At 66.7% G+C, this 16477-nt stretch carries 20 protein-coding genes; 13 read left to right on the top strand and 7 right to left on the bottom strand.

The window, feature by feature from the left end; all coding sequences use genetic code 11:
- Window positions 1-15: 15 nt before the first annotated feature.
- On the top strand, window positions 16-357 hold the full coding sequence (locus tag AQ619_RS17540) for a DUF2794 domain-containing protein (protein ID WP_062150744.1): 342 nt from the start codon (window positions 16-18) through the stop codon (window positions 355-357).
- Between the two features lie 74 nt (window positions 358-431).
- Here AQ619_RS17540 and AQ619_RS17535 read toward each other — a convergent pair whose 3' ends face one another.
- Window positions 432-1181, bottom strand: coding sequence for a Bax inhibitor-1/YccA family protein (locus tag AQ619_RS17535; RefSeq protein ID WP_062151827.1), 750 nt, complete (start codon window positions 1179-1181; stop codon window positions 432-434).
- Window positions 1182-1329: 148 nt separating this feature from the next.
- Between AQ619_RS17535 and AQ619_RS17530 the strand changes: the two genes are divergently transcribed.
- Both AQ619_RS17530 and thpR read left to right on the top strand, forming a co-directional pair.
- Window positions 1330-2397 (top strand): aldo/keto reductase, encoded by a 1068-nt coding sequence (locus tag AQ619_RS17530; RefSeq protein WP_062150742.1) that lies wholly within the window; start codon window positions 1330-1332, stop codon window positions 2395-2397.
- A 4-nt stretch (window positions 2398-2401) separates the two neighbouring features.
- Window positions 2402-2938: an RNA 2',3'-cyclic phosphodiesterase gene (gene thpR, locus AQ619_RS17525; RefSeq protein WP_062150740.1), complete on the top strand. Its 537-nt coding sequence runs from the start codon at window positions 2402-2404 to the stop codon at window positions 2936-2938.
- 146 nt (window positions 2939-3084) lie between these two features.
- Here thpR and AQ619_RS17520 read toward each other — a convergent pair whose 3' ends face one another.
- A complete protein-coding gene (locus AQ619_RS17520) occupies window positions 3085-3465 on the bottom strand; it encodes a DUF2237 family protein (protein ID WP_062150737.1) in 381 nt (126 codons plus the stop codon).
- A gap of 159 nt (window positions 3466-3624) precedes the next feature.
- On the opposite strand from AQ619_RS17520, the gene AQ619_RS17515 reads away from it, so the two are divergent.
- Together AQ619_RS17515 and AQ619_RS17510 are read left to right on the top strand one after the other, a co-directional pair.
- The gene (locus AQ619_RS17515; protein ID WP_062150734.1) at window positions 3625-4500 is read left to right on the top strand and encodes an HpcH/HpaI aldolase/citrate lyase family protein; all 876 of its coding nucleotides are present in this window, start codon (window positions 3625-3627) and stop codon (window positions 4498-4500) included.
- 9 nt (window positions 4501-4509) lie between these two features.
- Window positions 4510-5520 (top strand): hypothetical protein, encoded by a 1011-nt coding sequence (locus tag AQ619_RS17510; protein WP_062150731.1) that lies wholly within the window; start codon window positions 4510-4512, stop codon window positions 5518-5520.
- Window positions 5521-5548: 28 nt separating this feature from the next.
- On the opposite strand, the gene AQ619_RS17505 is transcribed toward AQ619_RS17510, so the two are convergent.
- Entirely contained in the window at window positions 5549-5980 is a 432-nt protein-coding gene (locus AQ619_RS17505) for an HIT domain-containing protein (RefSeq protein ID WP_062150728.1), read from the bottom strand.
- Window positions 5973-7022, bottom strand: coding sequence for a MaoC family dehydratase (locus AQ619_RS17500; RefSeq protein WP_062150725.1), 1050 nt, complete (start codon window positions 7020-7022; stop codon window positions 5973-5975). Before AQ619_RS17500 ends, AQ619_RS17505 begins: the two co-directional genes overlap by 8 nt.
- 132 nt (window positions 7023-7154) lie before the next feature.
- Here AQ619_RS17500 and mdh point away from each other — a divergent pair, with 132 nt between their 5' ends.
- Entirely contained in the window at window positions 7155-8117 is a 963-nt protein-coding gene (gene mdh, locus AQ619_RS17495; protein WP_062150722.1) for a malate dehydrogenase, read from the top strand.
- Between the two features lie 68 nt (window positions 8118-8185).
- Here mdh and AQ619_RS17490 read toward each other — a convergent pair whose 3' ends face one another.
- A complete protein-coding gene (locus AQ619_RS17490; RefSeq protein WP_062150720.1) occupies window positions 8186-8617 on the bottom strand; it encodes a CBS domain-containing protein in 432 nt (143 codons plus the stop codon).
- Window positions 8618-8737: 120 nt separating this feature from the next.
- Here AQ619_RS17490 and AQ619_RS17485 point away from each other — a divergent pair, with 120 nt between their 5' ends.
- Window positions 8738-9244 carry a DUF1993 domain-containing protein gene (locus AQ619_RS17485; RefSeq protein WP_166504296.1) on the top strand — a complete coding sequence of 169 codons (507 nt, stop codon included), beginning with the start codon at window positions 8738-8740 and terminating at the stop codon, window positions 9242-9244.
- On the opposite strand, the gene AQ619_RS17480 is transcribed toward AQ619_RS17485, so the two are convergent.
- Window positions 9241-10008, bottom strand: a complete 768-nt coding sequence (locus tag AQ619_RS17480) for a class I SAM-dependent methyltransferase (RefSeq protein ID WP_062150714.1) — start codon at window positions 10006-10008, stop codon at window positions 9241-9243. The two genes, AQ619_RS17485 and AQ619_RS17480, sit on opposite strands and share 4 nt — an antisense overlap.
- A gap of 275 nt (window positions 10009-10283) precedes the next feature.
- Between AQ619_RS17480 and ffh the strand changes: the two genes are divergently transcribed.
- From ffh to AQ619_RS17455, 5 genes are all read left to right on the top strand, one after another.
- Window positions 10284-11801, top strand: a complete 1518-nt coding sequence (gene ffh / locus AQ619_RS17475; RefSeq protein WP_062150711.1) for a signal recognition particle protein — start codon at window positions 10284-10286, stop codon at window positions 11799-11801.
- Window positions 11802-11825: 24 nt separating this feature from the next.
- Window positions 11826-12344, top strand: coding sequence for a 30S ribosomal protein S16 (gene rpsP / locus AQ619_RS17470; protein WP_062150708.1), 519 nt, complete (start codon window positions 11826-11828; stop codon window positions 12342-12344).
- A 54-nt stretch (window positions 12345-12398) separates the two neighbouring features.
- Complete coding sequence (gene rimM / locus AQ619_RS17465) at window positions 12399-12977, top strand: ribosome maturation factor RimM (protein ID WP_378109226.1); 579 nt, start codon at window positions 12399-12401, stop codon at window positions 12975-12977.
- A 29-nt stretch (window positions 12978-13006) separates the two neighbouring features.
- A complete protein-coding gene (locus AQ619_RS17460) occupies window positions 13007-13588 on the top strand; it encodes an NUDIX hydrolase (RefSeq protein ID WP_062150702.1) in 582 nt (193 codons plus the stop codon).
- A gap of 115 nt (window positions 13589-13703) precedes the next feature.
- The gene (locus AQ619_RS17455; protein ID WP_062150698.1) at window positions 13704-14468 is read left to right on the top strand and encodes an ORF6N domain-containing protein; all 765 of its coding nucleotides are present in this window, start codon (window positions 13704-13706) and stop codon (window positions 14466-14468) included.
- Window positions 14469-14473: 5 nt separating this feature from the next.
- Here the strand turns inward: AQ619_RS17455 and AQ619_RS17450 are convergent, their stop codons facing one another.
- Window positions 14474-15328 carry an acyl-CoA thioesterase gene (locus AQ619_RS17450; protein WP_062150696.1) on the bottom strand — a complete coding sequence of 285 codons (855 nt, stop codon included), beginning with the start codon at window positions 15326-15328 and terminating at the stop codon, window positions 14474-14476.
- A gap of 79 nt (window positions 15329-15407) precedes the next feature.
- On the opposite strand from AQ619_RS17450, the gene AQ619_RS17445 reads away from it, so the two are divergent.
- Complete coding sequence (locus AQ619_RS17445) at window positions 15408-16316, top strand: histone deacetylase family protein (protein WP_062150693.1); 909 nt, start codon at window positions 15408-15410, stop codon at window positions 16314-16316.
- Window positions 16317-16477 lie beyond the last annotated feature (161 nt).

Genomic DNA, 16477 nt, shown 5'->3' with positions numbered 1-16477 from the left:
GTTAGGATTCGTCCGATGGCGTTGGATCCGCAGTTTCCGTCCGCCCCGTCGCCCGGTGGCGTGACCTTTTTCGAGCGGCGCGAGCTGGATCAGCTCATGCGGCTCTATGGCCGAATGGTCGCCGCCGGCGAATGGCGCGACTACGGCATAGCCGGCCTGTCCGACTGCGCGGTGTTCTCGATCTTTCGCCACGCCGCCGAGGCCCCGCTCTATCGCGTCGAAAAGCGTCCGACCCTGGCCCGCAAGCAGGGGGCCTGGGCGGTGATCGGCCAGGGCGGCATGATCCTGAAACGCGGCCACGAACTGGCCCAGGTGCTGAAGGTGTTCGAGAAGGGCAAGTTCTCGGTCGTGGATTAAGGGCGATGCCCTGCCAAACAAAAAGCCCCGGCGGTGTCCCGCCGGGGCTTCGTCGTTCCAGACGTCATTCAAGCCTAGTTGCGGTTGCCAAACAGCGACAGCAGGAACTGGAAGAGGTTGACGAAGTTGATGTACAGGCTCAGCGCGCCGAAATTGGTGGCCACGCTCTGGGCCGCGGTGTCGCCGCCCAGTTCGTAATAGGTCATCTTCAGGCGCTGGGTGTCATAGGCGATCAGGCCCGAGAAGATCAGCACGCCCAGGACGTTGATCGCAAAGACCAGGGCCGGGCTCTTGAAGAAGATGCTGACGATCGAGGCGATGACCAGGCCGAAGACGCCCATGATCAGGAAGCTGCCGAAACCGGTCAGGTCCTTCTTGGTGCTGTAACCAAACAGGCTGAGGCCGCCGAAGGCCGCCGCCGTGACGAAGAAGGTCGAGGCGACCGACTCGCCGGTATAACGCAGGAACACCGAGCCCAGCGACGCGCCGATCAGCGTGACGATGGTCCAGTACAGCGCCCCGGCAGTCTGGGGCTTGGGGTTGCGCAGGGCGAAGCCGGCGACCAGCAGCAGGACCAGCGGCGCGAACGCCACGATCATGTAGATGGGCGTCACGCCAACCAGGCGACCGCCCTGGACCACGAACATGAGGTCGCGAACGGCCGGAACGGAAGACGTGATGTAGGCGAGAGCGCCTGACAGGACGAGGCCCAGCGCCACCTTGTTATAGACGCCGAGCATGAAGCTGCGCAGGCCGGCGTCAACCGACATGTCGGCGCGATCCACCGGGATCGAGCGCGCATAGCCGCGGTTGAGGTCGTTCATCGAGGGAAAACCCTTCTGATTGATCGCGCCCGAAATGGACGCCATACCAATATTGGTACTGGAGTCGCTTCGCGCAAGGGACGGCTGTTGCAGGCCGCACCAGACCGCTTACATAGGCCCGATCAAGCAGAACGGGGCGGACGCGCGGATGGAATATTCGGAACTGGGACGAACCGGCGTGAGGGTCTCGCGCTGCTGCCTGGGCACCATGACCTGGGGCTCGCAGAACAGCGAAGAGGAGGCCCACGCCCAGATGGACTACGCGCTCGAGCGCGGGGTCAATTTCTGGGACACGGCCGAGATGTATTCCAGCCCGCCCGATCCTAAGACCCAGGGCAATACCGAACGCCACATCGGCTCCTGGCTGCAGAAGACCGGCAAGCGTGACCAGATCGTCCTGGCCTCCAAGGTGGCCGGTCGCGGCAGCGCCTTTGGCGGCCTGACCTGGATGCGGGCTGACGGCGCCCCCACCCGTCACACCCGGGCCCAGATCGACGCGGCCGTAGAAGGCTCACTCAAGCGCCTGAACACCGACTATCTGGACCTTTACCAGCTGCACTGGCCCGACCGCCCGATCCGGGTATTTGGCGGTCAGACCTTCAAGGACTACGAGCAGGACTACGAGACCTTCGGTGACATTCTCGAGGCCCTCGACGCCCACGTGAAAAAGGGCACCCTGCGGGCGATCGGGGTCTCCAATGAGTTTCCCTGGGGCGTGATGCGCTTCCTGGCCGAGAGCGAGGGCTCAAGACATGGGGGAGGGGGCCTGCCCCGCATCGCCTCGATCCAGAACGCCTATCACCTGGCCAACCGCACCTTCGAATATGGCCTGGCCGAGATCGCCATGCGGGAACAGGTGGGGCTGCTGGCCTATTCACCGCTGGCCCAGGGCGCCCTGACCGGCAAGTATCTGGACGGCGGCCTGCCCGAAGGCTCGCGCAAGGCGCTCTATAACCGCATGCAGCGCTATGAGGGTCCCGGGGCCGAGGCGGCGATCCGCGCCTATGTCGACCTGGCCGCCAAGTTCGGGATCGATCCGGCGACCCTGGCCCTGAAGTTCTGCGACGCCCGCCAGTTCGTGACCTCGACCATCATCGGCGCCACCTCGATGGCCCAGCTGAAGATCGCCATCGACGCCTTCGACCTGACCTGGACCGACGAGCTGGAAAAGGCGGTCAACGCCATCCACGCGACCCAGCCCAATCCCTGCCCCTGAGCCCATGCTGCGCCTGTTCACCGCCATCGCCGTCCCGCCGGAGATCGGCGAGGGTCTGCTGCGTCGCCAACACGGGATCGACGGGGCCCGCTGGCGGCCGCAGGAGGCCTTTCACATCACCCTGAAGTTCATCGGCGATGTGCAGGAGCCGGTCGCCGCCGAGCTCGACGAAGCCCTGGCGGCGATCGAGGCCCCGGCCTTTGATCTGGAACTGGCGGGCGTCGGCCATTTCGGCGAGGGCGTCGAGATCCACGCGGTCTGGGCTGGCGCGGGTGAAAGCCGCGACCTGCGCGGACTGGCCAAGGCTAACGAGCGGGCCGCGCGCGAAGTGGGCCTGAAGCCCGAGGCGCGGCTCTACACCCCGCATGTCACCCTGGCCTATCTGAAGCGCCCCGCAGTCCCCGAGGTCGGCGCCTGGATCCAGGCCAATAGCCTGCTGCAGTCGCCGCCGTTCCGGGTGGAGTCGTTCGGTCTCTATTCCAGCTGGCTGGGCGGCGAGGGCTCGGTCTATCGGCTGGAGCGGGAGTATGCGCTGGGCTGAGGCGGGTGGTGCCGCAGGCCCCCTCCTGACCTGCTGCGCAGGTCGTCCTCCCCCCCTGCGGGGGGAAGATGAGATCGCCGTCCTTCATCTTCCCCCTCCGGGGGAAGACGGCTGCGTAGCAGCCCGTAGGGGGCAAGTGGCGACGCCTAGACCGCCGCGTGATCCTTCAGCACCCCGAGGGGCACGATGGCCAGCATCTCTTCATGCGAGGCTTCCAGTACCACGGGCGGGGCGACGCCGGCGTCGAGGGCCTCTTTCCAGCGACCGGCACAGAGGCACCAACGGTCGCCGGCCTTCAGGCCGCGAAAGGCAAATTCGGGGCGCGGGGTCGACAGGTCATTGCCGGCCGCCCGGGAGAAGGCGAGGAAGGCCTCGGTCATCACGGCGCAGACCGTGTGCAGGCCCAGATCATGCGGACCGGTCTCGCAACAGCCATTGCGATAGAAACCCGTCACCGGATCCAGTGAACAGGGAGCCAGCTCCCCGCCCAGAACATTGCGGGCAGACTCGTCATAGCGCGTGGTCATGCCCCGATCCTAACCCGGTTCGCGTCATTCGGGACCCTGTTTAGCCTGCCGTCTGTCGCTTTTGGCGGTCCGGGCTCGCCTGAGGCACGACCGGGCCTTTTGCCGGCGCGCGGCGATGCTAAAGAAGGTCCGATACAGACGAGACCGCAGGGAATTTGCATGTCCGACATCGCCAGGCCGCGCCGTAGCGCTCTCTACATGCCGGCTTCCAATGCCAAGGCGGTCGAGAAGGCGCGCACCCTGGACGCCGACGTGATCATCCTGGACCTGGAAGACGCCGTCGCCCCGGAAATGAAGGTCGCCGCTCGCGAGGCGGCGGTTGCGGCGGTGAAGGCCGGCGGCTTCGGGCCGCGCGAGATCGTCATCCGCACCAATGGCCTCGACACCCCCTGGGGCGCGGACGACCTTGCGGCCGCCGCCGAGGCTGGACCCGATGCGGTCCTGGTCCCCAAGGTCAATGATGCGGCAGATGTCCGCGCCTATGACGCCGCCCTGGCCGCCGCCCCGGCCCATACCCGGCTCTGGACGATGATCGAGACCGGCAAGGCCGCCTTCCACCTGTGGGAGATCGCCGCCGCCAGCTCTTCGAGCCGCCTGTCGGCCTGGGTGATGGGGGTCAATGACTTCGCCAAGGAGATGCGGGCCCGCCAGACGCCTGACCGCGCACCGTTCCTGCCCCTGCTGACCCTGTCGGTCGCCGCCGCCCGGGCCCACGGCCTGACGATTCTGGACGGCGTGCACAATGACATCGAGGATCTGGCGGGGCTCGAGGCCGTCTGCCTGCAGGGCGTCGATTTCGGGTTTGACGGCAAGACCCTGATCCATCCCAAGCATCTGGAAATCTGCAACCGGGTGTTCTCGCCCAGCCCCGACGAGATCGCCTGGAGCGAGGCGGTGATCGCGGCCTTCAAAGCGCCGGAAAATGCCGGCAAGGGCGCGCTTCGGGTCGACGGCAAGATGGCCGAGCGGCTGCATCTGGCCCAGGCCGAGCGCCTGGTGCAGGTGGCGGCTTCCATTGCGGCCAAGGTGGGTTAGGACAGTCTGATGCGGGCCCTGGCAGTTCTTTTCGCGCTGATCGCCGCGCCGGCCCTGGCCCAGGAAGCCCCTGTGGCCACGGCGCCGGCGCAGCCGGCGGCCGTGCGTCCCGCCGCTGTCTCGCCCGCCCCGCCTGAACCCTATGTTCCGGCAGCCATCGATCCCCTCGGCGACCTGATCTCGCAGAGCGGACCCCAGACCACCGACGAGGAAGAGATTGCGGCCCCCTCCTCGCCGCCGCCGAACCACAAGCCGACTCTCTTGCCGATCCCGGCCCCGGAATCGCCGGCCCCCACGGTCGCGGCGGGCGAACATCTTGTGCCGCAGGGCACCTATGTGCCGGCCGAGCAACTCTATGAGATGCGGGTCAAGGGTTCGATCGTCGCCGCCCAGGGACTGCAGGGCCCGCTGGACGGCGGCTGGAAGGTCTATGGGGCTGATGGATTGCCCCTCTATGCCCTGCAGCTCGTCGATCCGGCCGGAGACTCTCGTCCGGTGGAAGGGGCCTGGCGCGACATTCGCCGGGCCGGGGCCGTGGGCTCGACCGGCCTGATCGAGTCGGTTGAGCGGGCCGGCGAGAGCCTGGTCGTCCGGTTCAGCCCGCGTTTGGACCAGACGGCGGTCCTGACCCTCAGCCCGGCCGGTACGTCCCGCTGGAGCGGCAACCTCTATGACGGAGAGGCCAACCGGACGGTCCTGGCCGATCGCGAGGCCCCGCCCAGCCTGCCGCCGGGCTATGTCATCCAGGGCCGCGGGCCGGTGATCTGGGGCGCGCCCCGCGCCACAGCGAGTCGTGCGGCCCCTGCGAAGGCTCCGGCCTGCTCCACCAAGGGCAAGACCGGCAAAGCGCTCAAGGCCGCCAAGGCCAAGTGCGCCGCCGCCGCCAAGAAGGCTGGCAAGGGCAAGGCCGTGGCCAAGGGCAAGAAGGGCTCCAAGGCCAAGGCGACCGCGGCCCGCAAGGGCAAGGCGACGGCCGGCAAGAAGAAGTCGACCGCCCGCAAGGCCCCGAACCTGCGCTGACCGGTCGGCCAACCCGCCTGTCAGGCGATCAGGGCTGGATCTTCAGACTCTCACGCGCCGCGGCGATCGCCGCTTCGAGGGCATCGGGCTGGTAGGCTTCGGCGGGGCTGTGACCCCAGACCGGCCCCGGCCAGGCCGGATCGCCAGGGCTGCGTCCGACGACATGGATGTGCAATTGCCGGGTGATATTGCCCAGAGCCCCGACATTGAGCTTGTCGACCGGGACGTCGACCGCGCCGCCGATGGTCCGGACGGCCTCGCTGGCCCAGACGATCTCCTCCATCAGCTGGACCCGCTCGGCGGCGCTCAGGTGATGCAGCTCGCTGGCGTCAGCCACCCGCGGGACCAGCACGATCCACGGATACCGCGCGTCCAGCTGCAGCCGTGCATGGCACAGGGGCAGGTCGCCGAGCGCGGCGGCCGTCGCGACAAAGGCAGGGTCGAGCCGGAACTCAGCCACGTTTCGGCACCGCCGCCCAATAGTCGAAGTCGAGGATGACCTGCTCGTTGTAGGTACCGGCCTCGTCCTTGCCGGGGAAGTCGTCGCAGGGCCGGTCCTTGGTCGCCACCAGCCGCAGGCGCAGCGCCCCGACGCCGCCGCCGAGGTCGGCCTTGTCCAGAACCTCGCTCCAGGCGAACACCGTGGCCCCGGCGAAATAGGGGCTGACATGGCGGCCGCCATTGATCGCCAGGATCAGGCCGGCGTTCTGCAGGCCGTTGAACGACAGGGCCTTGGCGGTCGAGATCACCACACCGCCATAGACGAGGCGTCGGCCCGACGGGTCCTTGGCGCGTTCGAACTGGTTGAAATGGACCTTGGCGGTGTTCTGCCACAGCCGCGTGGCCATGGCGTGCTCGGCCTCCTCGATGGCCATGCCGTCGACATGGTCGATCTTCTCGCCGATCTCATAGTCCTCGTAGGCATGAGGCGCGCCGCCCAGGGCGTAGTCGTATTTGGAGAAGTCGAGGGTCGCGGGGATGATCAGATCGCTGGCGGCCACGGCCTCGGCCAGTTTCGGCGTCGCCTGCTCGGCCACCTCCGCCTCGGCCGAGCGCTTGCGCACCATCACCCAGCGCACATAGCGCAGCACGGCCTCGCCCCGCTGGTTGGTGCCGGTTGTGCGCACATAGACGACGCCGGTCTTGCGGTTGGAGTTTTCCTTCAGTCCGATCACCTCGGACTCGGCCATCAGCGTATCGCCCGGATAGACGGGGGCCAGGAACAGGCCTTCGGCATAGCCCAGATTGGCCACGGCATTGAGGCTGATGTCCGGTACGGTCTTGCCGAACACGATGTGGAAGGCGATCAGCGGGTCGACCGGCGCTGCAGGCAGGCCGCTGGCCCGGGCGACCTCGTCTGACGAGAACAGCGAAAAGCGCGGGCCGTAAAAGGCGGTGTAGAGCGCCACATCGCCGGCCGTGACGGTCCGCGGCGTGGCGTGCACCAGCACCTGACCCAGCCGGAAGTCCTCGAAATAGTGGCCTGGATCGGTCTTGCTCATCCCTGCGCGTCCTTATCATCGTTCAGACAGTCTTGCCGCAGTGCAGCGAAACGGGGAAGGGGGCTTGAGGCTTGGGCGTCATGGGTCTAGACCGCCGCGAGAAATTTCATCCACAGTCCTGACGGAGACCCTATGGCTCGCGCGAAGATCGCCCTTATCGGCGCCGGCATGATCGGCGGCACCCTGGCTCACATCGCGGCTCGCGAAGAGCTGGGCGACATCGTCCTGTTCGACATCAGCGAAGGCACGCCCCAGGGCAAGGCCCTCGACATCGCCGAAGCCTCGGCCGTGTTCGGCAAGGACGTCGCCCTGAAGGGCGCCAATGACTATGCCGACATCGCCGGTGCCGACGTCTGCATCGTCACCGCCGGTGTGCCGCGCAAGCCGGGCATGAGCCGCGACGACCTGCTTGGCATCAATCTGAAGGTCATGAAGGCCGTCGGCGAGGGCATCAAGGCCCACGCCCCCAACGCCTTCGTCATCTGCATCACCAACCCGCTCGACGCCATGGTCTGGGCCCTGCAGCAGTTCTCGGGCCTGCCCAAGGAAAAGGTCATCGGCATGGCCGGCGTCCTCGACTCGGCCCGCTTCGCCTACTTCCTGGCTGAAGCCACCGGCGTGTCGGTCGAAGACATCCACGCCTGGACCCTGGGCGGCCACGGCGACGACATGGTCCCGATGGTCCGTCACTCGACCGTGGGCGGCCTGCCGCTGCCGGAACTGGTCAAGCAGGGCTGGCTGACCCAGGAAAAGCTGGACGCCATCGTCGAGCGCACCCGCAAGGGCGGCGGCGAGATCGTCGCCCTGCTGAAGACCGGCTCGGCCTTCTATGCCCCGGCTGAATCGGCCATCGCCATGGCCACCAGCTATCTGAAGGACAAGAAGCGCGTCCTGCCCTGCGCCACCTTCCTGACCGGCCAGTATGGCCTGAAGGATCTCTATGTCGGCGTGCCGGTCGTGATCGGTGCCGGCGGCGCGGAACGCGTCATCGAGTTCGAAACCAATGACGCGGAAAAGGCGATGTTCGCCGCTTCCGTCGCCTCGGTTCAGGGCCTGATGGACGTCTGCAAGACCATCGATCCGTCGCTGGTCTAGGCGTTAAAACAAACCGAGTATTGAAGGGCGGCTCCGCGAGGGGCCGCCCTTTTTTCTGGCGGCACACCTCAGTGCGGCGCGGCACCCGTTTCGGCCGAGATGTCTTCCAGCGTCTTGCCGACCTGTTTGGCACCGTAGTCCTTGGCGACGTCGCCCAGCGACAGGATGCCGCTCAGGACCCCGGCGTCGTTCAGCACCACCAGTCGGCGGACCTGGTGGCTGGACATCTTGGCGGTCGCGTCGGCCAGGACGTCGTCTTCCCTGACGCTCAGCACTTCGCCGACTGACATGGCCTCCGAGATCGGCGAGTCGAGGCTTTGCCCCTCGGCGACCACCCGCAGGACGATGTCGCGGTCCGTAACCAAGCCGATCACCTTGCCGCCCTCGACTACGGGCACCACGCCGCTGTCGATATGAGCCATCACCTGGGCCACGTGGCGGATGGAGTCGGTCGGGGCTGCGGTCGAGACCTGGCTGGTCATGGCATCGCTGACTTTCATGGGGAGACCTCATGGCGTGAACTGGAGCTCCCTAAACCCCCGGTGACCGTCGCGCGTTCCCCGCTTCCCCTCGGGCATCGCCCGCCCTATCTGTGCGCCACACGTTCAAGCGGAGCTTCCATGTCGATTTCCATCCATCAGGCCAGCGTTCCCGTCTTCATCCAGGGCCTGAAGGGTCTGAAGGGCGTCCTGACCAAGACCGCCGCCCAGGTCGAGGCCAGGGGCTGGGATCCCGAAGCCCTGCTGAAGGCCCGGCTCTATCCCGACATGTTCCCGCTGCTGCGCCAGGTGCAGATCGCCACGGACTTCGCCAAGGGCTGCAGCGCGCGGCTGGCGGGTGAGGAGGTTCCGGCCTGGGATGACGTGGAGACCAGCTTTGCCGAACTGATCGCCCGCATCGACCGGGCCATCGCCTATGTTGAGGGTCTGGATCCGGCCGCCTTTGCCGGTGCCGAGGATCGCGACATCGCCCTGACCCGTCGCGGCGAGACCAGCGTGGTCAAGGGCCTGGCCTATTTCCAGGGCCAGGCGCAGCCCAACTTCTTCTTCCACCTGACCACTGCCTACGCGATCCTGCGCCACAATGGTGTCGAGGTCGGCAAGCGCGACTATCTGGGCACCGTCTAGAGCTTACAAAAGACGTGGATGGCCCCGACGCCGTTGATATCGATCGGGGCCATCGCGACCTGCAGTCCCGCCGCTTCGGCGAAGGGAACAGGGTCGGCCAGATAATAGGTTAGCCGCTCGTGGCTGTGCGTCGCCACAGCCCCGGGGGCGGCCCTGGTCACGAAGTCGAGCACCAGATCCATCCGCCCGAGCTTGGGATTGTAGCCATGCTCCAGGATGTAGAGCGCGACGTGACCGCCGCCCTCGAGGGCATGCAGGAAAACCGGTTTGTCGGACGGCGGCGGCGGTTCCCGCATCCGCTCTTCCACCGGCAGGTGAAAGGCCGCCAGTCCACCCGGCTTCAGGTGCTTGGCCACACCCCTGAAGGTATTCTTCCAGGCCGCACCGGCCGGCACATGGGCCAGGGTGAAATAGGTGCAGAGCACGAGATCAAAAGTCTCGCCGAGCGCCAAAGAGGCCATGTCGCCCAGCTTGAACCGAAGGCGGGAGGCTGTTTCCGGGTCCAGGGCTTTTCGTTTGGTTTCGGCCTGGTCGAGCATGGCAGGCGCAATGTCGAGACCGAGCACGGAATGGCCGCGCCCGGCGAGGTCCAGGGCGATCCGGCCCGTTCCGGCCCCGAGCTCGAGAATCTGGCTGGGGCCGCTGGCGAGCCCGGCATAGACCTCAAGATCACCCGACAGCTTTTTGTCGGCAGCCGTCAGCAGATCATAGTGAACCGCCGAGAGGCCCTTGCTGGAATAGTAGGGCCGGGTGGTCGGGGCCATTCAGGCTCCTTGTGCGGTTATCGGGCTTGTAGCGTGACCCTGAACGACGGTCCGCCGGCTTGTCCAGACCCATGGCCCGAGGTCACGCTTTGACTCTCTCGCCTTTTCTGTGCATAAGGCGCGCCTTCCGGCGCTTCATCAGCAGCGCCTCTACCGTCACGACCCCGGCCTGTTAGCGCAGGATCCATCCGGACGAGGACGGCGAGGACCCCCATCGACGTGATCGTCCATGGGGGCTGATTGCGTTTGGTCTGTAGTCTTAACCAGGGTTCGACATGTTCGACGGCCTTACAGAGCGGCTCTCCGGCGTATTCGACCGCCTCGGCGGTCGCGGCGTGCTGTCCGAAAAGGACATCGACGAGGCGCTGCGCGAGGTCCGCGTCGCCCTGCTGGAAGCCGATGTCGCCCTGCCGGTGGTCAAGGACTTCATCAGCAAGGCCAAGGAGCTGGCCTCGGGCGAGTCCGTCATCCGTTCGGTCAAGCCGGCCGACCAGGTGGTCAAGATCGTCTATGACGGCCTGGTCGACATGCTGGGTGGCGAGGTTCCGACCGGCCTGAACCTGGCCCTGAACCCGCCGTCGGTGATTCTGATGACCGGCCTGCAGGGCTCGGGCAAGACGACCACCACGGGCAAGCTGGCCCTGCGTCTCTCCAAGAACGAGCGCAAGAAGGTGCTGGTCGCCTCGCTCGATACCCGCCGCCCGGCGGCCATGGAACAGCTGGCCCTGCTGGCCAAACAGGTCGAGGTCGAGAGCCTGCCGATCGTCGCCGGCCAGAGCGCCGTCGATATCGCCAAGCGCGCCATGAGCGCCGCGCGCCTCGGCGGCTACGACGTCCTGATCCTCGACACCGCCGGCCGCACGACCCTGGACGAGGCGATGATGAGCGAGGCGGCGGAAATCGCCCGCATCGCCACCCCGACCGAGACCCTGCTGGTCGCCGACAGCCTGACCGGTCAGGACGCTGTCCGCACCGCCAAGGCCTTCCACGAGCGCCTGCCGCTGACCGGGCTGATCCTGACCCGCGCCGACGGCGACGGTCGCGGCGGCGCGGCGCTGTCGATGCGCCATGTCACCGGCCTGCCGATCAAGTTCCTCGGGGCCGGCGAGAAGATCGATGCCCTCGACGTGTTCGACGCCCGCCGGGTTGCGGGCCGGATCCTCGGTCAGGGTGACGTCGTCGCCCTGGTCGAGCGTGCCGCCCAGGACCTCGACCAGGCCGAAGCCGAGCGCATGGCCAAGAAGCTGGCCAAGGGCCAGTTCGACCTGAACGACCTGTCGTCGCAGCTGGCCCAGATGCAGAAGATGGGCGGCATGGAAGGCATTATGGGCCTCCTGCCGGGGGTCCAGAAGGTCAAGAAGCAGATCGCCGAAAGCGGCATCGACGACCGGGTGTTCCGCCGCCAGCAGGCGATCATCAGCTCGATGACCAAGCTGGAGCGCAAGAAGCCTGACATCCTGGCCGCCTCGCGCAAGCGTCGTATCGCGGCCGGTGCCGGGGTGGACGTCGCCGAGGTCAACCGCCTGCTCAAGCAGCACCGCCAGATGGCCGACATGTTCAAGGCCATGTCCAAGGACGGCGGCAAGGGCCTGGCCCGCATGGCCGGCATGATGGGCGGCGGCGACATGTCCCGTCTCAAGGCCATGGGCGGCGGCAAGGTCGCCCAGCCCGAACAGAATTCCGCGGGAGGCCTGCCGGGTCTTCCCGGTCTCGGCGGCGGTGACGCCAAGCCGAACCTCCTTTCCGGCCTGGGTGGCGGCCTGCCACCCGGTTTCAACCCGTTCAAGAAATAGAACTCGAACTCAAGGACTGCCCAAATGCTGAAGATCCGTCTCGCCCGTGGCGGCGCCAAGAAGCGCCCGTACTACTCGATCGTCGTTGCTGACAGCCACTCGCCGCGCGATGGCCGTTTCATCGAAAAGGTCGGCACCTACAACCCGCTCCTCAAGAAGGACGATGCCGCTCGCGTCACCCTGAAGATCGAGTCGATCCAGGCCTGGATCGCCAAGGGCGCCCAGCCGACCGAGCGCGTGGCGCGCTTCCTCGCCGCCCAGGGCATCGGCTCGTGGACCCACGGCAACAACCCGGAAAAGGGTGCTCCGGGCAAGAAGGCCCAGGAGCGCATCACCGAGCGCGCCCAGCGCGAAGAAGACCGCAAGGCCGCTGAAGTGAAGGCTGCTGAAGACGCCGCCGCCGCCGCTGCCCAGGCCAAGGAAGACGCCAAGGCTGCTGCTGAAGCTGAAGCCGCTGCCGCCGCTGAAGCGGCTGCTGCTCCGGCTGCGGAAGAGGCTCCGGCCGAAGCCGCTCCGGCCGCTGAAGAAACCACCGAAGGCTAAGGCCTTTGAGGTCGCCGTCCCGGTGTCCGCACCGGGACGGCCATGCCCCTGCCCATGAGCCCGCAACCTCCTGTCAGCCTGATCCTGGTCGGCCGCGTTGCCGGCGGCTTCGGCGTGCGTGGCGACGTCAAGATCACGACCTATACCGAAGATCCGAAAAGCCTCGCCGGCTTCAAGGCCCTGCTGCGCCAGGATGGCTCCCACGCCCTGACGATCACGTCAGCCCGCGTCGCCAAGGAAGGCCTTGTGGCCCGCTGCCCGGGGATCGAGACCAAGGAAGCCGCTGACGCCCTGCGCGGTCTGAGGCTCTATGTCCCCCGCTCGGCCTTGCCCGAACCCGACGAGGACGAATTCTATCTGACCGATCTGGTCGGCCTGCCCGTGCGCCATGTTTCCGACAACGCCCTGCTGGGCTCGGTCAAGAGCGTGCAGAATTTCGGGGCCGGCGACCTGCTCGAGATCCAGCCCGCCCTGGGCGGCCAGACCTGGTTCCTGCCCTTCACCCGCGCCGCCGTGCCCGAGGTGAAGCTCGCCGAGCGTCTGATCCTGGCCGATCCCCCCGCCCTGGTGGGGGGGGCCGAGGGACCGGCGGCTGAGGCTGAAGACGACGGCGCCGAGCGTCACTACGACTGACAGCCGCCCATTGCAGGAGGTCCCGGACCATGGCGAGCGACGGCACATGGCGGGTCACCGCCTCGCGCTATGTTCACAGGGATCGCTGGATCAGCCTTCGCGCTGACGACTGCGTCACTGACGAGGGCGTGGTGATCGCCCCCTATTACGTTCTGGACTATCCGGACTGGGTCGAGGTCATCGCGCTCGACGCCGCTGACAAGGTTTTGCTGGTCAGGCAGTACCGGCATGGCCTGGGCGGAATGTCGCTCGAACTGCCCGCCGGCGGCATGGAGCCGACCGATACCGATCCGCTTCACACCGCCAGGCGGGAACTGCTTGAAGAGACCGGATGCGTCGGGGTTCTGACCCTTGTCGGTGAAACCCGTCCGAACGCCGGCACCCATTCCAACCGCACGCACATCGTCCTGGCCCGTCAGGTGACCCAGGTCGCCGAGCCCAGGGACGATCCGACCGAGCGGATCGAAAGGCTCTGGGTTCCGGCCGCCGAGGTGCTGCGCATGGCCCTGGCCGGCGAATTGACCGTCGGCATGCAGGTCGGCTCGCTGCTGCGCGGCCTGGTCCAGGCCGGCGTGGCGTCAATCGGCCTGGTGCACGCGCCTACATCCTGATCCGCATCAGGATTCCTGGACCATCTGTACCGAAGGGCCGACGCAAGAGAATTGAACCCGAAATCAATCTAGGGGAGAGTGATTTGGAAGGTTCCCTCAAGGCGATTCTGGCCCCATGCCCGTCGATCTCCCCGCTGCTGACAGGGCGTTTGCCCCTATCCATCAGATCCGGGGTCAAAGTGTCGTTCTCGACGACGCGATCGCTGCTCTTTTCGGTGTCGAGACCCGGCGCCTCAACGAACAAGTCCGCCGCAATGCCTCAAGGTTCGAGGGCTATGCCTTCCAGCTGACGGCGGGGGAGATCGCCAACTTGATATCGCAAAATGCGACATCAAGTTCCTGGGGCGGCCGGCGCAAGCATCCATGGGCCTTCACGGAACACGGTGTGGTCATGGCTGCGACCGTTCTCAAGTCCGATTCCGCCATTGCCGCGATGAAGATGGTCGTCGAGGTCTTCGTCAGTGCGCGTCGAAGACAGGATGCATCAGGGCAGGTCACCCACGGCGCGAGTGTTGGAAACGGCCTGATCCCCAGACTGACCCAGGCGATGGCGGCTGTGCTGGACTCAGTGGTGAACCAACATCAGGGAACCTCCGTCCGCGAGGAGGCCCAGGACCTGCTGGACCGCTCCATCGCCCATCTGAAGGATCGGCTGTCGCGCGCTGGCCTGGAAAATGAGGAACTCGCAGCCCGGGCGACCAAGCTTCTGGCGGAAGCCGAGGCCAGCAGGGCGACCGCCGCCAAGACCCAGGCCGAGGCCGGCGAAATCGAATTGCGTGTGCTGGCGCGCAAGCTCCAGTTGGTGATCGAAGCCGAGCGCGCCATGACCGGGGGAGATATCGACCGGTTCGTCGGCGTCCTGGAACGGCTGGGCGGTTAAAGGTCCTACTTCTTGATCCGCATCAGGCATTCCTGGGCCACCGAGGCGACCAGGGTTCCATCCTGGCTGAACATCTGGCCGCGGACCATGCCGCGTCCCTGGGAGGCACTGGGGCTGTCCTGGGCAAAAAGGGTCCAGTCATTAAAATTGAACGGGCGGTGGAACCACATGGCATGGTCCAGGCTGGCCGACTGCAGGCCCGGCGTCGTCCAGATCAGACCGTGCGGACGCAGGGCGCTTTCCATGAAGGCCATGTCCGAAGCATAGGCCAGGGCCGCCTGCTGCATCTTCACATCGTCGCCGATCGGCGCGCGAGCGCGCAGCCAGACCTCCTTGGTGCCGGACTTCTTCTCGGGCCTGACCGGGTTCTGGGGATCGACCCAGCGGATGTCGATCGGGCGCGGCTTGTCGAGGAAGGCCAGCATCTTGGGATGGATCTGGTCGCCCAGGCTGCGCAGGAACTCGCCCTCCGTCCGGACGTCATCGGGCGCGGGCGCGGCCGGCATCGGGGCCTGGTGCTCGAAACCGTCTTCCGGCGTCTGGAAGGAGCAGGCGAGGTTGAAGATCTGTTCGCCGTGCTGGATGGCCGCCACCCGCCGGGTGGTAAAGGTGCCGCCGTCCCGGGCCCGTTCGACCTCGTAGAGGACCGGAGCGTTCACGTCGCCCGGCCGGATGAAATAGGCGTGCAGGGAGTGGCAGATCCGTTCCGGAACGGTTCTGTAGGCCGCCATCAGGGCCTGGGCGATGACCAGCCCGCCGAAAATCCGCGGAAATCCGTCATTGGGGCTGATGCCGCGGAACAGGTTCACCTCGATGGCTTCGAGGTCGAGGATGTCGGCGAGGTTTTCGGGCGTCTGCATGGCGCTGGGTTATTCCCCCTGCGCCGAAGGAGCAAGACGCGACCTTGCGTCATCTCGTCCCGATCGCCATCGTTTTTCCATGTCACCGCCCATAGTCCACCACCCCGCCTTCCGGGCCGAGATGCCGGAGGGCCATCGCTTTCCGATGGACAAGTTCTCGCGTCTGGCCGCCGTCCTGGTCGCCGAGGCCCTGACGGGACCGGAAGGATTTCACCGTCCCGACCTGATCGACCTCGAAAGCCTGCTGCTGGTTCATGACGAGGCCTATGTGCACGGCGTGCTGGACCTGACCCTGCCGGCGGACATTGTTCGACGGATCGGCCTGCCCAACAGCGAATCCGTGGCCACCCGGGCGCGGGCCGCGACCGGCGGCACCCTGCTGACGGCCCGCCTGGCCCTGGAGCACGGCCTGGCCTGCAATACGGCCGGCGGCAGCCATCACGCGGCGGCCGACAGCGGGGCCGGGTTCTGCGTTTTCAACGATGTGGCGGTGGCGGCCCGGCGGCTGCTGCACGAGGGGGCCATCGGCAAGGCGCTGGTGGTGGACCTCGATGTTCACCAGGGCGACGGCACGGCCCGTATCTTTGCGGACGATTCAGCCGTCTTCACCTTCTCGATGCATGCCGAGAAGAATTTTCCGGCCCGCAAGGCTGTCAGTGATCTGGATGTCGAACTGGCCGACGGCACCGGCGATGCGGCCTATCTGGCGAAGCTGGCGGACATCCTACCGGCCCTGCTGGATCGGGAGCGGCCCGATCTGGTGTTCTTCAATGCCGGGGTCGATCCGCACGCGGATGACAAGCTCGGGCGTCTGTCTCTGAGTGATGAGGGGCTCGCGCGACGCGAGGCCTATGTTCTGGACTGTTGTCTGGCCAGACGCATCCCCCTGGCCGGGGTGATCGGTGGCGGCTACGACCCCGATCTCGATCGGCTGGCGCAGCGTCACGCCATTCTCCACCGGGCGGCCCAGCAGGCCTGTCTGGCCTGAGGGCAGCGAACCCGGTGGGGTTAGACGGCGGTCACTTAGAAGCTCGTGGCGAGCGAACCGACGATCACGGCGAGCGGCAGAACCGCGAGAACCAGGGTGGCGAAGCCGGAGAAAGCGTTGGTGGTGATGGTCATGGTCTTGATCCCTTTGTGGTCCGGCGC

The sequence above is a fragment of the Caulobacter henricii genome (genome assembly GCF_001414055.1).
Classification (GTDB): domain Bacteria; phylum Pseudomonadota; class Alphaproteobacteria; order Caulobacterales; family Caulobacteraceae; genus Caulobacter; species Caulobacter henricii.
Note: the sequence above shows the minus strand (reverse complement) of the source record. Positions and strands in the feature narration are given on the sequence as shown.

Excerpts from the sequence above, each read along its gene's own strand:
- AQ619_RS17540 (WP_062150744.1), top strand. The coding sequence starts at position 16 with ATGGCGTTGGATCCGCAGTTTCCGTCCGCCCCGTCGCCCGGTGGCGTG.
- AQ619_RS17535 (WP_062151827.1), bottom strand. The coding sequence starts at position 1,181 with ATGAACGACCTCAACCGCGGCTATGCGCGCTCGATCCCGGTGGATCGC.
- AQ619_RS17530 (WP_062150742.1), top strand. The coding sequence starts at position 1,330 with ATGGAATATTCGGAACTGGGACGAACCGGCGTGAGGGTCTCGCGCTGC.
- thpR (WP_062150740.1), top strand. The coding sequence starts at position 2,402 with ATGCTGCGCCTGTTCACCGCCATCGCCGTCCCGCCGGAGATCGGCGAG.
- AQ619_RS17520 (WP_062150737.1), bottom strand. The coding sequence starts at position 3,465 with ATGACCACGCGCTATGACGAGTCTGCCCGCAATGTTCTGGGCGGGGAG.
- AQ619_RS17515 (WP_062150734.1), top strand. The coding sequence starts at position 3,625 with ATGTCCGACATCGCCAGGCCGCGCCGTAGCGCTCTCTACATGCCGGCT.
- AQ619_RS17510 (WP_062150731.1), top strand. The coding sequence starts at position 4,510 with ATGCGGGCCCTGGCAGTTCTTTTCGCGCTGATCGCCGCGCCGGCCCTG.
- AQ619_RS17500 (WP_062150725.1), bottom strand. The coding sequence starts at position 7,022 with ATGAGCAAGACCGATCCAGGCCACTATTTCGAGGACTTCCGGCTGGGT.
- mdh (WP_062150722.1), top strand. The coding sequence starts at position 7,155 with ATGGCTCGCGCGAAGATCGCCCTTATCGGCGCCGGCATGATCGGCGGC.
- AQ619_RS17490 (WP_062150720.1), bottom strand. The coding sequence starts at position 8,617 with ATGAAAGTCAGCGATGCCATGACCAGCCAGGTCTCGACCGCAGCCCCG.
- AQ619_RS17485 (WP_166504296.1), top strand. The coding sequence starts at position 8,738 with ATGTCGATTTCCATCCATCAGGCCAGCGTTCCCGTCTTCATCCAGGGC.
- AQ619_RS17480 (WP_062150714.1), bottom strand. The coding sequence starts at position 10,008 with ATGGCCCCGACCACCCGGCCCTACTATTCCAGCAAGGGCCTCTCGGCG.
- ffh (WP_062150711.1), top strand. The coding sequence starts at position 10,284 with ATGTTCGACGGCCTTACAGAGCGGCTCTCCGGCGTATTCGACCGCCTC.
- rpsP (WP_062150708.1), top strand. The coding sequence starts at position 11,826 with ATGCTGAAGATCCGTCTCGCCCGTGGCGGCGCCAAGAAGCGCCCGTAC.
- rimM (WP_378109226.1), top strand. The coding sequence starts at position 12,399 with ATGAGCCCGCAACCTCCTGTCAGCCTGATCCTGGTCGGCCGCGTTGCC.
- AQ619_RS17460 (WP_062150702.1), top strand. The coding sequence starts at position 13,007 with ATGGCGAGCGACGGCACATGGCGGGTCACCGCCTCGCGCTATGTTCAC.
- AQ619_RS17455 (WP_062150698.1), top strand. The coding sequence starts at position 13,704 with ATGCCCGTCGATCTCCCCGCTGCTGACAGGGCGTTTGCCCCTATCCAT.
- AQ619_RS17450 (WP_062150696.1), bottom strand. The coding sequence starts at position 15,328 with ATGCAGACGCCCGAAAACCTCGCCGACATCCTCGACCTCGAAGCCATC.
- AQ619_RS17445 (WP_062150693.1), top strand. The coding sequence starts at position 15,408 with ATGTCACCGCCCATAGTCCACCACCCCGCCTTCCGGGCCGAGATGCCG.